This is a genomic window from Pseudomonas mendocina (assembly GCA_037482215.1).
Classification (GTDB): domain Bacteria; phylum Pseudomonadota; class Gammaproteobacteria; order Pseudomonadales; family Pseudomonadaceae; genus Aquipseudomonas; species Aquipseudomonas mendocina_E.
Genome location: CP148074.1, coordinates 1322161 through 1336033, shown reverse-complemented (window position 1 = coordinate 1336033; position 13873 = coordinate 1322161). Strand labels below are relative to the sequence as shown.

Here is a 13873-nt window from a genome sequence, read left to right as displayed (position 1 = left end):
CGCCCCAACGCCCAAGCATGAAACATGCACCAGCATGAAGCAGGCGCTCTACATCGCGGCATAGCCCGAAAGCACTGAGCATTAGCCTGCTTGGCAAGCCCCTTGCTCTGTAACCGGTAATAACCTGCCGGACACATGCCCCATGTTGGTGATACACACACGCATTCCCCCCCAGGCACACTGGGATGCGGAACTCGAACTGACCTTTGAGGCCCGCAGCAAAAGCCGCCTGCGCTGCTATACAAGCAGCGGAGAAGATGCCGGCCTGTTCCTTGAGCGCGGCCAGCCCGCACTGCACGACGGCGAATGCCTGCAAGCCCAAGACGGGCGCATCGTGAAAGTCGTCGCCCGCCCGGAAACCCTGCTCCACGTCACCTGCGCCAGCCCGTTTGAATTAATGCGAGCGGCCTACCACCTGGGCAACCGTCACGTTGCCCTGCAATTGGGCGATGGCTGGTTGCGTCTACCCGATGACTACGTGCTCAAAGCCATGCTCGAACAGCTTGGTGCCACGGTCACGCTGATCGAAGCGCCCTACCAACCTGAACAAGGGGCTTATGGCGGCGGCCATCACCACTCCCATGCGGGTGACGCTGAATTCAGTTATGCACCACGCCTGCATCAGTTCGGTGCGCGTAAGTGAGCGACATCCACAGCGCCTGGCAGTTACTGCGCCTGTCCAGCCCACAGCTGCCGATTGGTGGCTACAGCTATTCGCAGGGTCTGGAAATGGCTGTGGATAACGGCCAGGTCAAGGACACTGACAGCGCACGCCGCTGGATCAGCGATCAGTTGTTACTCAACCTTGCCCGCTTTGAAGCGCCCCTGCTGCTGGCTCACTGCCAAGCTGCTGCTGAGCAAAACTGGCCACGCTTACTACAACTGGCCGAACAACACCGGGCCAGCCGAGAAACCCGTGAACTGCATCTGGAAAGCCGGCAGATCGGCTACTCACTGGAGCAACTTCTGCGCGGTTTGCCCGAGCTGGATGAAGCCGCCCGCACTGTATTTGCCGCACTCCCGCAACCGGGCCAAGCCGTGGCATGGGCTCTGGCGGCCCGCGCGTGGCAGATCAGCCCGCAAAACGCCTTGGCGGCCTGGCTATGGGGCTGGCTGGAAAACCAGCTGGCAGTGCTGATGAAAACCCTGCCGCTGGGTCAGCAGGCCGCTCAGGTTCTGACCTCACAACTGATTCCCCTGCTTGATCAGGCCCGCCAGCAGGCCAGCGCACTACCTGAAGCACACTGGGGTAGCGCCGCCTTCGGCCTGGCCCTGACCAGCATGGCGCACGAACGCCAATACAGTCGCCTATTCCGCTCTTGATATAAGGAAGACACCCCACATGAACAGCCAACCTCTACGCGTCGGCATCGGTGGTCCAGTCGGCTCAGGTAAAACCGCCCTGACCCTGGCCCTGTGCTTGGCCCTGCGTGACCGCTATAACCTGGCCGTGGTCACCAACGACATTTATACCCAGGAAGATGCCCAGTTTCTGGTGCGCAACGAAGCCCTCGCCCCGGAACGCATTATTGGCGTGGAAACCGGCGGTTGCCCGCACACAGCCATCCGCGAAGATGCTTCGATCAACCTGGAAGCAGTCGACCAGCTCAACCGCCGCTTTCCGGGGCTGGATCTGATCATCGTCGAGTCCGGTGGTGACAACCTTTCCGCCACCTTCAGCCCGGAACTGTCCGACCTGACTATTTATGTGATCGACGTGTCAGCCGGGGACAAGCTGCCACGTAAAGGCGGGCCGGGCATTTGCAAATCCGACCTGCTGGTTATCAACAAGGTCGACCTCGCCCCCATTGTCGGCGCCTCACTGGAAGTCATGCAGCGCGACACCCTGAAAATGCGTGGCGACAAACCGTTTGTTTTCAGCAATCAAAAGGTCGGCCAAGGCCTGGACGAAATCATCACCTTTATCGAACGCCACGGCATGTTGACTGCCGCCTGATGCCCCATACCGCCTCCACAAGGAACTACCCCATGAAACGCAGCACATCCCTTCTCGGCCTTACCCTCTTACTCAGCCCGGCGTTGGCCTTTGCCCATCCTGGCCATGAACAACACGCCGGGCTGCTGGCAGGGCTTACGCATCCACTGTTCGGCCTCGACCACTTGCTGGCGATGCTGGCTGTCGGCCTTTGGGCTGCTCAGCAGAGCGGTGCGGCACGCTGGGCCCTGCCCCTGACGTTTGTCTGCAGCATGCTGGTGGGCGGTTTGCTGGGCTTTGCCGGAGTTGAGATTCCCTTGATGGAAACCGGCATTGCCGCCTCCGTTCTGGCATTCGGCTTACTGGTTGCCGTAGCAATTCGGCTGCCAATGGCAATTGCCCTAAGCCTGACAGCTCTCTTCGCCCTCACCCACGGTGTTGCACACGGTCTGGAACTACCTGATGCCAGCAGCCCATGGGGCTATGCCATAGGTTTTGTTGCGGCGACGGCTGCACTGCACGGCTGTGGTTACCTGCTGGTTCGCCTGTTGCCTCAAGCGGCCGCACCTTTGGTCCGCATTCTGGGTGCAGTCACTGCACTCAGTGGTGCTTGGCTGCTGGCAGGCTGAAATGACGGGCGTATCGCGAGGTACGCCCGCCACTCACCACTGAACAAATTACGATCAATCCTCTGCATCCCCCGTCCTCTGTAGCCTGTGGCCACTACCGCTCAGCTTATCCACAGGTCGCTCCACAGAAATCAGGGATAAAACATTCAGCGTGCGGAACAAGCCGTCTAATACCTTGAATTTATTAGATTTGCACTTGACGCAAAGGACTGCTGCTGGGTGCTTTTACGGGGCCAATGTACCTGATCAAAAAACAACCACTTTGCTGGAGAGTAGGTTTATTCTCACCCTCAGACACCCATACAGCTTTTATCAACAGGAATACCCACAACTCCCGTGGACAAGTTTTCTGTGAACAAAATCTTCGCGTAAATCAGCTAAATAGCCCATCGCTGTGGAAAAGCAAAAATCGCTCAAAAACCGTACAACCCGCTGCAGGGCCTACAGCACTATGCCTTCAGAAGCTTGTAACCAACTTATCCACACCTCACTCCACAATCTTTGTGCAAAACCCTGACCCAACAGCTGCTTTTTCTGGCTGCCGCACAGATTTCAGCAAAAGCTCATGCACCGGCCAGCAGAAACAGAAACCTTCACGCCTCAAACAGGCGTATGATTTGCGCTCCTGAAATTTGAGATACCCATCATGTCTTTCCTGGATCTGTTACGTAGCCTTCTTGCCGCTTATACAAGCGGAGCAGGTAAAGGCAACGACTGATCTAGGCTCTGCCTGAACACACCCTTTGCCGGGCGACGGCTTAAAACCGACATCGCAGGCATTTGTGCGCGTGTTTTCCAGAACCTGACCAGATGCACCCGCCGCATTCCTAAGCTATAGCTGATACGTGCTAACTCACGTATAAAGCGGCAAAACCGCCCCCAACGCATTGCTGGGTCGGTAGTGTTTTGCCTGTTTAAGACTGTTTTAAAAGTGTACTCCACTTCTTTGAAGCAGCCCCTTCAGCCCATGCCCAAGGATAGAAATGATGGCCGGTGCAAGCCTGTTAACACTGCTAGATGATATTGCCGCTGTCTTGGATGACATTGCGGTCATGACCAAAGTCGCTGCCAAGAAAACGGCAGGCGTACTAGGGGATGACTTGGCCCTCAATGCACAGCAGGTCAGCGGCGTTCGCGCCGACCGCGAGCTGCCTGTGGTGTGGGCGGTTGCTAAGGGCTCGTTCAAAAACAAGCTGATTCTGGTGCCCGCAGCGTTGCTCATCAGCGCCTTTATTCCGTGGGCGGTCACCCCACTGCTGATGATTGGCGGCCTTTACCTGTGCTTTGAAGGGTTCGAGAAGCTGGCCCACAAGTTCTTGCACTCCAAGGATGACGACGCCAGCCGCCACGAAGAGCGCATGCAGGCCGTTGCAAATCCTGAAGTGGACATGCTCGCGTTTGAGAAAGAGAAGGTAAAAGGCGCCATTCGCACGGACTTTATTCTTTCCGCTGAAATTATCGCCATCGCTCTGGGCACGGTCGCAGCCGCCACATTCAGCAAACAGGCTGCCGTACTCGCTACAGTCGCAATTGCCATGACCATTGGCGTCTATGGTTTGGTCGCGGCCATCGTAAAAATGGATGACGCGGGCCTGTACCTGACCCAGCGTAAAGACAGCACACTGCTGAATGCTTTGGGTCGTGGCTTGCTGATCACTGCACCCTACCTGATGAAAACCCTGTCAGTTGTGGGCACCGCGGCGATGTTTATGGTGGGCGGTGGCATCCTCACTCACGGCATTCCAGCGGCCCACCACTGGATTGAGGGCGTTACTCAAAGTGTTGCGCAGCACAGCAGCACATTCGCACTGGTAACACCAACACTGCTCAATCTGATTGCCGGTGTCATCGCCGGAGCGCTCGCCCTGCTGGCCTTCAGCATCCTCAGCCGCCTCTGGCGCGCCGTTAAACCGACTAAAGCCGCAAGCTGATCCCACGCCTCCCGGCGTATGACGCATACGCCGGGCACACTCGTCCCATCTAACAACCGGCGTTGTCAATCTACGCAGACCGATGCGCTTCCGTTACCATCGACAGACTTTGGTAGCGAGAAGCGGCATGTATATCTATCGCCTGGTGCTGATTCTGGTTGTGGGAATCTATCTGTTCTCCCCAGCCATCATGGACTGGTGGGTTGATCCCAACGGAGCCTGGTATCGCCCGTATCTGCTGTGGCTGATCCTCATCGTCGTGACCTTTATCCTGCAAAGCCAAAGGGACACCGATGAGATCTGACCTGTACGTGCCCACCCCTTCTGTAATCGCCTGCCACCTGCCGAGTTGAGCTGATGCCGACAACTTTTAGCCTGGGCCAACTGATTCTGATCAGCGCCGCGTACCTATTGGTTCTATTCGGCGTGGCGTGGATTAGTGAGCGAAACCTGATTCCTCGCTGGGTTGTGCGCCACCCTCTGGTCTACACCTTGTCGCTGGGGGTCTACGCAAGTGCATGGGCTTACTACGGCACCGTCGGGTTGGCGTACCAATATGGCTATGGATTCCTGGCCTGTTTCCTCGGCGTGTCCGGTGCCTTTTTGCTGGCCCCCGTGCTGCTCTACCCGATTCTGCGCATCACCCGAGCCTACCAGCTGTCATCACTGGCTGATCTGTTCGCATTCCGCTTCCGCAGTACTTGGGCTGGCGCACTCACCACGGTTTTCATGCTGGTTGGCGTACTGCCACTGCTGGCCTTACAGATTCAGTCGGTGGCGGACAGCATCAGTACACTTACCCGCGCGCCCATTCACGACCGAGTTGCATTGGCGTTCTGCGGCCTGATCATTCTGTTCACCATTCTGTTTGGCTCGCGCCATATCGCCACCCGTGAAAAACATGAAGGCTTGGTCTTTGCCATGGCTTTCGAGTCGGTGGTCAAGCTCGTCGCCATCGGCATCATCGGCCTGTATGCCCTCTATGTGGTTTTCGACGGTCCGCAAGATCTGCAACGCTGGTTGGTGCAGAACCAGGCGTCCCTCAGCGGCCTGCACACGCCTCTTCAAGAAGGCCCCTGGCGCACCCTGTTGCTGGTGTTCTTTGCTTCGGCGGTAGTCATGCCCCACATGTACCACATGACCTTTACCGAAAACCTCAACCCTCGGGCCATGGTCAGTGCCAGTTGGGGATTGCCACTGTTCCTGCTGCTGATGAGTTTGGCCATTCCGCTGATTCTTTGGTCAAGCCTGAAGATCGGCGCAACCACCAACCCTGAGTACTTCACCCTCGGCCTTGGCCTTGCTGCCGAGAACCCTGCACTGACTCTGCTGGCCTACGTCGGCGGTCTCTCAGCGTCGAGCGGGCTAATCATTGTCACCACATTGGCGCTGTCTGGCATGGTGCTTAACCATGTGGTGTTACCGCTGTATCAGCCACCAGCTCAGGGCAACATCTATCGCTGGCTGAAATGGACACGACGCGCCCTGATCCTCCTCATCATCATGGCCGGATACGGCTTCTATGTGCTGCTGGGAGCAGAACAAGACCTGGCCAATCTCGGCATCGTCGCTTTTGTGGGTACGTTGCAGTTTCTGCCCGGTGTCCTCTCGGTACTGTATTGGCCCAGCGCCAATCGCCGTGGTTTCGTTGGAGGGCTGCTAGCTGGTTTCAGCGTATGGACGGTAGCCATGCTGTTACCGATGCTGGGTAACATCCAAGGCATCTACATCCCATGGCTGAACCTGGTTTATGTCATGGACGACAGCAGCTGGCACCTAGCTGCAATTGCCTCGCTTGCCGCTAACGTCTTGGTGTTCACCTTGGTGTCGTTGTTCACAGAGGTTAGCCCGGAAGAGAAAAGCGCAGCCGAAGCCTGTGCTGTGGATAACGTCCGCCGTCCTCAACGACGTGAATTGATCGCCGTTTCACCGCAAGAATTTGCCGAGCAACTGGCCAAGCCACTGGGCGCCAAAACTGCACAGCGTGAAGTGGAGCAAGCCCTGCGCGACCTGCACCTGCCATTTGATGAAAGCCGCCCTTATGCGTTGCGCCGCCTGCGCGACCGCATTGAGGCGAACCTGTCCGGGCTAATGGGCCCCAGCGTCGCGCAGGAAATAGTAGAAACGTTCCTGCCTTATAAGGCCACGAGTGAAACGTACGTCAGTGAGGACATCCACTTTATTGAAAGCAGGCTTGAGGATTATCAGTCACGCCTGACGGGCCTGGCCGCTGAACTCGATACCCTGCGTCGTTACCACCGCCAAACGTTGCAAGAGCTGCCAATGGGCGTGTGCTCGTTGGCCAAGGATCATGAAATCCTCATGTGGAACCGGGCGATGGAAGAGCTGACCGATATCCCGGCCATGCGCGTGGTGGGATCGCGCCTTAACACCTTGAGCGAACCTTGGCGCAGCTTGCTGGAGCGCTTTATCGAGGTGCCCGACGAGCACCTGCACAAACAAAGCCTGCCACTGGCCGGTCAAACCCGCTGGTTCAACCTGCATAAAGCGGCCATTGATGAACCGCTGGCGCCCGGTAACAGTGGCTTAGTGTTACTGGTCGAAGACCTCACCGAAACCCAATTACTGGAAGACAAGCTGATTCACTCCGAACGCCTGGCTTCCATTGGCCGACTGGCCGCCGGGGTCGCCCACGAAATCGGTAACCCGATTACCGGTATCGCCTGCCTGGCACAGAACTTACGTGAGGAGCGCGAGGACGATAGCGAGCTGACGGAAATCAGCCAGCAAATTCTTGAGCAGACCAAGCGCGTCTCCCGCATCGTGCAATCCCTGATGAGCTTTGCCCACTCCGGTACTCATCAAAATGCTGAAGAGCCCGTCAATCTATCCCAGGTCGCACAGGACGCCATTGGACTGTTGTCCTTAAATCGCCGCAGCATTGAAGTCCAGTTCTACAACCTGTGCGATCCCGAACATTGGGTGGTCGGTGATCCGCAACGGCTGGCGCAGGTACTGATCAACCTGCTCTCCAACTCTAGAGATGCCTCAGAAGCCAACAACGCGGTGCGTGTTCGCAGCGAAGCTTCAGAACATACCGTTGATCTGATAGTTGAAGACGAAGGCAGCGGTATCCCCAAGGCCATCCAAAGCAGAGTCTTCGAGCCTTTCCTCACGACCAAGGACCCTGGGAAGGGGACCGGATTAGGCTTGGCACTGGTCTATTCGATCGTGGAAGAGCATTATGGACAAATAACAATCGATAGCCCGATAGACCTCGAAAAGGAACGCGGAACCCGTATTCGGGTTACATTACCGCGCCATATCGAGGCGACGTCCCTGGCGACTTAAACCGTTACTGAAGAGCCTTGCAGCAAGCGATTATTGCGCTGCGGCGGGCTTAGAAAGTCGAGAGACCGTATTGATGCCGCATATTCTGATCGTCGAAGACGAAACCATCATCCGCTCTGCTTTGCGCCGTCTGCTTGAGCGCAACCAGTACGAAGTCAGCGAAGCTGGCTCCGTACAGGAGGCTCAGGAGCGCTTCAGTATTCCCAGTTTTGACCTTATCGTCAGCGACTTGCGCCTGCCCGGAGCCCCAGGCACCGAGATGATTAAACTGGCACAAGGCACTCCCGTACTGATCATGACCAGTTACGCCAGCCTGCGCTCTGCGGTCGACTCCATGAAGATGGGGGCAGTGGACTACATTGCCAAACCGTTCGATCACGACGAAATGCTGCAAGCCGTGGCGCGAATCCTTCGCGATCACCAGCAGGCTCAAAGCGACTCGGTGGCGCCTACTCCCCCAAGCGCTCGGGTATCAGCAGACAAACCTGCGGAAAATGCCCAAGGTGAAATCGGCATCATCGGTTCCTGCCCCGCCATGCAGGACCTTTACGGAAAAATCCGTAAGGTAGCTCCAACTGATTCCAACGTACTGATTCAAGGCGAGTCGGGTACGGGTAAAGAATTGGTCGCCCGTGCTTTGCACAACCTGTCTCGCCGGGCCAAGGCGCCGTTGATCTCGGTTAACTGTGCTGCCATCCCGGAAACATTGATCGAGTCTGAACTGTTCGGCCATGAGAAAGGCGCCTTTACCGGTGCCAGCGCCAGCCGCACAGGCTTGGTAGAAGCGGCAGACGGCGGCACCCTGTTCCTCGATGAAATCGGCGAGCTGCCGCTGGAGGCCCAGGCCCGACTGTTGCGCGTACTGCAAGAAGGCGAGATTCGCCGGGTCGGCTCCGTACAGTCACAAAAAGTCGATGTACGCCTGATCGCTGCCACCCACCGCGACCTGAAAACACTTTCTAAAACCGGACAATTCCGTGAAGACCTTTATTATCGCCTGCACGTAATCGCCCTGAAGCTGCCAGCACTGCGCGAGCGCGACGATGACGTGCTGGAAATTGCCCGCGTATTCTTGCAGCGCCAGAGCGCCCGCCAAGGCCGGGGCGAAATGAGCTTTGCGGCAAGTGCCGAGCAAGCCATTCGTCAGTACCCGTGGCCAGGTAACGTGCGCGAATTAGAAAACGCCATCGAACGCTCAGTCATTCTCTGTGAAGGCAACGTCATTTCAGCCGAGCTGTTAGGCATTGATATTGAGCTGGATGACCTCGAATACGAGTTCAACCTGCCTCAGTCTCAGAGCACGGGTATTGGGCACGACGCCAACGAGCCGACCGAAGATCTGTCACTGGAGGATTACTTCCAGCACTTCGTCTTGGAGCACCAAGACCACATGACTGAGACAGAACTGGCACGCAAGCTGGGTATCAGCCGCAAATGCCTGTGGGAACGACGCCAGCGCTTGGGTATTCCACGCCGTAAGCCAACCATTGCCGCTGATTAAGAAGTAACACAGCTATACACAGAACCAAGGGTAGCGCTCTGATAAGTGGGCGTAACAGCGGTAGCACGGAGGTGACAACCTCGGTGTGGGGAGGTTCCCCAATCTGTTACCTGCTACATGGTTCGTAACAAAAACCGGGTCTAATGGTAACGAGAGCCCGGTTTTTTTATGCCTAACGCTCGCAAGCAAAACTCTCAAAGCCTTGATTTATAAGGATTTTGAAAAGTTGGCACGACACATGCTTTATATCTGGCACAACAACAATAATAAGCAGCAAAAAAATAATAAAAATAAGAGACATCGACTCCAAGACAACAAAAACAACAACGTGGAGGCGCAGCTAACTGATTCTTTTGGAAAGGATATGCCTTTGGGGTTCGCCCCAGAACCGGGCAGAGAACAATAAAACTGCACCAATGCAGCGCCCGAACCGGTTGGATCACTCTGTGATCAAAGCAATGTCAGCATCCAAAGCAATCCGTTTGCTCCTGATTCCCAACTTGGGAATTTTCATAAACATCCTTGACCGGATGGAACGGGTAACTGAACAAAAACAACAAGCCCGAAATAATAATAAAAAAAGAGCACGCACCAATTTGGGGGGGAGCTTCGGCTCCCCCAGTAGCTTCCTAGCCTTCCCCTCTCGCTCCTCTCTCCAGCCAATTTCTGTATCAATCCCCGACTCAGTGCTAGAATCCGCGCCAATCCTGCGGCCGGCTTATACTCTGGCCAGTCAATCCGTCAAACAGTGCCTCCCATGCTGAAAAAGCTGTTCAAATCTTTTCGTACGCCATTGCGCCGTGGCAAAGCCACTCACAGTTCGCCCGAAGTGCTGAACCGCAGCCAGCACCCGATCGAACGTGGTGAAATCAGCCGTTACGCCATCAGCGTCGTGGAACGTCTGCAAAATGCGGGCTATCAGGCCTATTTGGTCGGCGGCTGCGTGCGCGACTTGTTGCTGGATATTGAGCCTAAAGATTTCGATGTCGCCACCAGTGCTACCCCGGAGCAAGTGCGTGCGGAGTTCCGTAACGCCCGCATCATTGGCCGCCGCTTCCGGCTGGTTCATGTGCACTTCGGCCGTGAAATTATTGAAGTAGCAACCTTCCGTGCAAACCATGATGCGGAAGAAGAAAACAGTAACCTTGCCCAACGCAACGAGAGCGGCCGCATCCTGCGTGACAACGTATACGGCACACTGGAAGACGACGCACAGCGTCGCGACTTCACCATCAACGCCCTGTATTACGACCCGAGCACCGAGCGCATTTTGGATTACGCCAATGGCGTGCACGACATTCGTAACCATTTGATCCGCCTGATTGGTGACCCAACCCAGCGTTACCAAGAAGACCCGGTGCGCATGCTGCGAGCGGTGCGTTTTGCTGCCAAGCTCGATTTCGACATCGAAAAGCACACAGCTGCTCCCATCTACAAGCTTGCGCCAATGCTGGGCGAAATCCCTGCGGCGCGCCTGTTTGATGAAGTACTCAAACTGTTCCTGGCCGGTTATGCCGTTTACACCTATGACCTGCTGGTGGACTACGGCCTGTTCGCCCAACTGTTCCCAGCCAGTGCCGAAGCCTTGCGACACAACCCGGAATACACAGATCAGCTGATCCGCAATGCACTGGACAACACAGACCTGCGTATTCAGCAAGGTAAAACCGTTACCCCTGCATTCCTGTTGGCCGCCCTGTTGTGGCCCGCCCTGCCCGCCCGCGTCCTGAAACTACAAGAACGTGGCATGCCGCCAATTCCGGCCATGCAGGAGGCCGCACACGAACTGATCAACGAACAGTGCAAGCGCCTCGCGGTACCCAAGCGCTTCACAATCCCGATCCGTGAAATCTGGGATATGCAAGAGCGCCTGCCACGTCGCTCCGGCAAGCGCGCCGACCTGCTTTTGGAAAACCCACGTTTCCGCGCTGGCTATGACTTCCTGCTGCTGCGCGAGAGCGCCGGGGAACAAACTGGCGGCTTAGGTGACTGGTGGACCCGCTATCAAGATGTCAGTGATAGCGAACGCCGCAACATGATTCGCGACCTGAGCAGCAAAGACGAATCCGCCAGCGGCCCACGCAAACGCAAGCGCAGTAACAACAAGCGCAAGCGCAATCCAGCCAGCGATAACAGCACCAGCAGCGGCGAATGATGGAACGCGTTTATATCGGTCTGGGCAGCAACCTGGAAACCCCGTTAGAGCAGCTGCGCAGTGCGCTGGCTGCTCTGGCCGAGCTGCCGCAAACCACCCTGAGCGGGCAATCCTCCTTTTATATAAGTGATCCGCTCGGCCCGGCAGACCAGCCGCGCTACGTTAACGCCGTTGCGGCCCTCGACACTGAACTGAGCCCGCTGCAATTGCTCGATGCCCTGCAAGGTATTGAGCAAAATCAGGGCCGCGTGCGCAAAGCCGAACGCTGGGGGCCCCGTACACTGGATTTGGATATTTTGCTATTTGGCCAGCGCCAACTGAACGAGGCGCGCTTGGTGGTACCGCACTACCATATGCATGCCCGTGCATTTGTCTTGTATCCACTGGCGGAGTTGGCCCCACAGTTACATCTGCCAGACGGGCGCGCCCTGGCAGAACTCCTTGCAGCCTGCCCTTTTGAGGGGCTGGAACGACTGAACTCAGGCCCACAAAGCTAGTTTCAGTACCTTTTAACAACGTGACCGCCACACGCGGACGTAACGCTTACTATGTCAGTAATCAGCAACAGCAGTACCCAGTGTGTAGCGGGTAACGCAGTAACAAGCCGGTAACACTCGCAATTGACTTACTGTGCCCCCATCAGGACTATAGGCGTCCCGTTGCACTTAACTGGCACAAAAAGAGGCCCATGCAGGCCAATTTGAAGCATAGCGACTGCTGACTGAATGCCTGAACGAGGACAGTTTTCATGCCTGATGTAACCCTGACCACCCTGCAAAGCCTCAAGCAGAGCGGCGAAAAAATCGCCATGTTGACCTGCTATGACGCCACGTTTGCTCACGCCGCCTGCGAAGCCGGAGTAGACGTACTGTTGGTGGGTGACTCCCTCGGCATGGTCTTGCAAGGCCATGACAGCACATTGCCAGTCACCGTAGATGACATGGCCTACCACACGGCCAGCGTAAAGCGCGGTAACAAGGGAGCCCTGATCCTCACCGACCTGCCCTTTATGGCTTATGCAACCACCGAACAGGCACTCGAGAACAGCGCCGCATTGATGCGCGCTGGCGCACACATGGTCAAACTGGAAGGTGCTGCCTGGCTTGCCGAGCCCATTCGCCTGCTGGCTGAGCGCGGTATTCCTGTTTGCGCTCACTTGGGTCTTACCCCTCAAGCGGTCAACATCCTGGGTGGTTACAAGGTGCAAGGCCGCCAGGAGGCTCAAGCACGCCAAATGCGCGCTGATGCCATGGCCTTGGAGCAAGCTGGGGCCGCGATGCTGCTGTTGGAATGTGTGCCAACTGAGTTAGCCGCTGAGATCAGCCAGGCCGTTAAAATTCCAGTTATCGGCATCGGTGCAGGCGCTGGAACCGATGGCCAGGTTTTGGTACTGCACGACATGCTGGGTCTGTCCCTAAGTGGCCGCACGCCTAAGTTCGTCAAGGACTTCATGCACGGCCAAGGCACCATAGGCGCTGCGATTAGTGCTTACGTAAAAGCCGTCAAAGATCAAAGTTTCCCTGCAGCCGAACACGGGTTTTCTGCATGAATACAGTAAAAAGCGTGCGTGAATTACGCGCCGCTGTTGCTCAGGCACGCGCCGAAGGCAAGCAAATCGCCTTAGTACCAACCATGGGCAACCTCCATGAAGGTCACATCGCGCTGGTCGAAAAAGCTGTGCAGCGGGCTGATTTCGTTGTCGCCAGTATCTTCGTGAACCCCCTGCAATTCGGCCCCAGCGAAGACCTGGACGCCTACCCGCGTACCCTGATCGCCGATCAGGAAAAACTCGTCAACGCTGGCTGCCACCTGCTGTTCACCCCAGATGTGGATGAAATGTACCCACAAGGCATGGGCAACCAAACCCGTGTCAGCGTACCCGGCGTCTCGGAGGGCTTGTGCGGCCAGAGCCGACCTGGTCACTTCGAAGGTGTAGCGACTGTTGTGAGCAAACTGTTCAACATGGTGCAACCTGATCTGGCCTTCTTCGGGCAGAAGGATTTTCAGCAACTGGCTGTGATCCGCACCCTAGTTCGTGACATGAACATGCCTATTCAGATTTTCGGGGAGCCAACCGTGCGTGCCGAAGATGGTTTGGCGCTGTCTTCACGCAACGGCTACCTCAGCCCGGAAGAGCGCGCGAAAGCACCGCTGTTATACCGGACACTATGTGAAATGGCTGAGGCCATTCAAGCGGGTGAGCGTGACTACGCAAAACTGATCCAAGAGACCCAAGCCAAACACAGCGCAGCCGGTTTCCGCCCGGACTACCTGCAAATCTGTGAGGCAACAACACTGAAGCCTGCCACTGCAGATGACCAGCAACTGGTCATTCTGCTGGCCACCTATTTGGGTAAGACGCGTCTGATCGATAACCTGACTGTCGACCTCAGCCGCACCGTCCAATAG

The 13873-nt window shown here is 56.6% G+C and carries 12 protein-coding genes; all 12 read left to right on the top strand.

Annotated elements, in window-relative coordinates:
* Positions 1-142 precede the first annotated feature (142 nt).
* The 12 genes from ureE to panC all read left to right on the top strand — a co-directional run bounded on the left by ureE (position 143) and on the right by panC (position 13873).
* Entirely contained in the window at positions 143-643 is a 501-nt protein-coding gene (gene ureE, locus WG219_06025) for an urease accessory protein UreE (protein ID WXL27014.1), read from the top strand.
* Between the two features lie 5 nt (positions 644-648).
* The gene (locus WG219_06020) at positions 649-1323 is read left to right on the top strand and encodes an urease accessory UreF family protein (GenBank protein WXL27950.1); all 675 of its coding nucleotides are present in this window, start codon (positions 649-651) and stop codon (positions 1321-1323) included.
* 19 nt (positions 1324-1342) lie between these two features.
* Complete coding sequence (gene ureG, locus WG219_06015) at positions 1343-1957, top strand: urease accessory protein UreG (GenBank protein WXL27013.1); 615 nt, start codon at positions 1343-1345, stop codon at positions 1955-1957.
* Positions 1958-1989: 32 nt separating this feature from the next.
* Complete coding sequence (locus tag WG219_06010; GenBank protein WXL27012.1) at positions 1990-2565, top strand: HupE/UreJ family protein; 576 nt, start codon at positions 1990-1992, stop codon at positions 2563-2565.
* Positions 2566-3551: 986 nt separating this feature from the next.
* Entirely contained in the window at positions 3552-4496 is a 945-nt protein-coding gene (locus WG219_06005; GenBank protein WXL27011.1) for a DUF808 domain-containing protein, read from the top strand.
* 127 nt (positions 4497-4623) lie between these two features.
* The gene (locus tag WG219_06000) at positions 4624-4800 is read left to right on the top strand and encodes a hypothetical protein (GenBank protein ID WXL27010.1); all 177 of its coding nucleotides are present in this window, start codon (positions 4624-4626) and stop codon (positions 4798-4800) included.
* A gap of 53 nt (positions 4801-4853) precedes the next feature.
* Positions 4854-7808, top strand: coding sequence for an ATP-binding protein (locus tag WG219_05995; GenBank protein ID WXL27009.1), 2955 nt, complete (start codon positions 4854-4856; stop codon positions 7806-7808).
* Between the two features lie 73 nt (positions 7809-7881).
* A complete protein-coding gene (locus WG219_05990; protein WXL27008.1) occupies positions 7882-9309 on the top strand; it encodes a sigma-54 dependent transcriptional regulator in 1428 nt (475 codons plus the stop codon).
* A 757-nt stretch (positions 9310-10066) separates the two neighbouring features.
* Positions 10067-11464: a polynucleotide adenylyltransferase PcnB gene (locus WG219_05985; protein ID WXL27007.1), complete on the top strand. Its 1398-nt coding sequence runs from the start codon at positions 10067-10069 to the stop codon at positions 11462-11464.
* Positions 11461-11961 (top strand): 2-amino-4-hydroxy-6-hydroxymethyldihydropteridine diphosphokinase, encoded by a 501-nt coding sequence (folK, locus tag WG219_05980; protein WXL27006.1) that lies wholly within the window; start codon positions 11461-11463, stop codon positions 11959-11961. The genes WG219_05985 and folK overlap by 4 nt, the downstream gene beginning before the upstream one ends.
* Positions 11962-12212: 251 nt before the next feature.
* Complete coding sequence (panB, locus tag WG219_05975) at positions 12213-13013, top strand: 3-methyl-2-oxobutanoate hydroxymethyltransferase (protein WXL27005.1); 801 nt, start codon at positions 12213-12215, stop codon at positions 13011-13013.
* Positions 13010-13873: a pantoate--beta-alanine ligase gene (panC, locus tag WG219_05970; GenBank protein ID WXL27004.1), complete on the top strand. Its 864-nt coding sequence runs from the start codon at positions 13010-13012 to the stop codon at positions 13871-13873. The genes panB and panC overlap by 4 nt, the downstream gene beginning before the upstream one ends.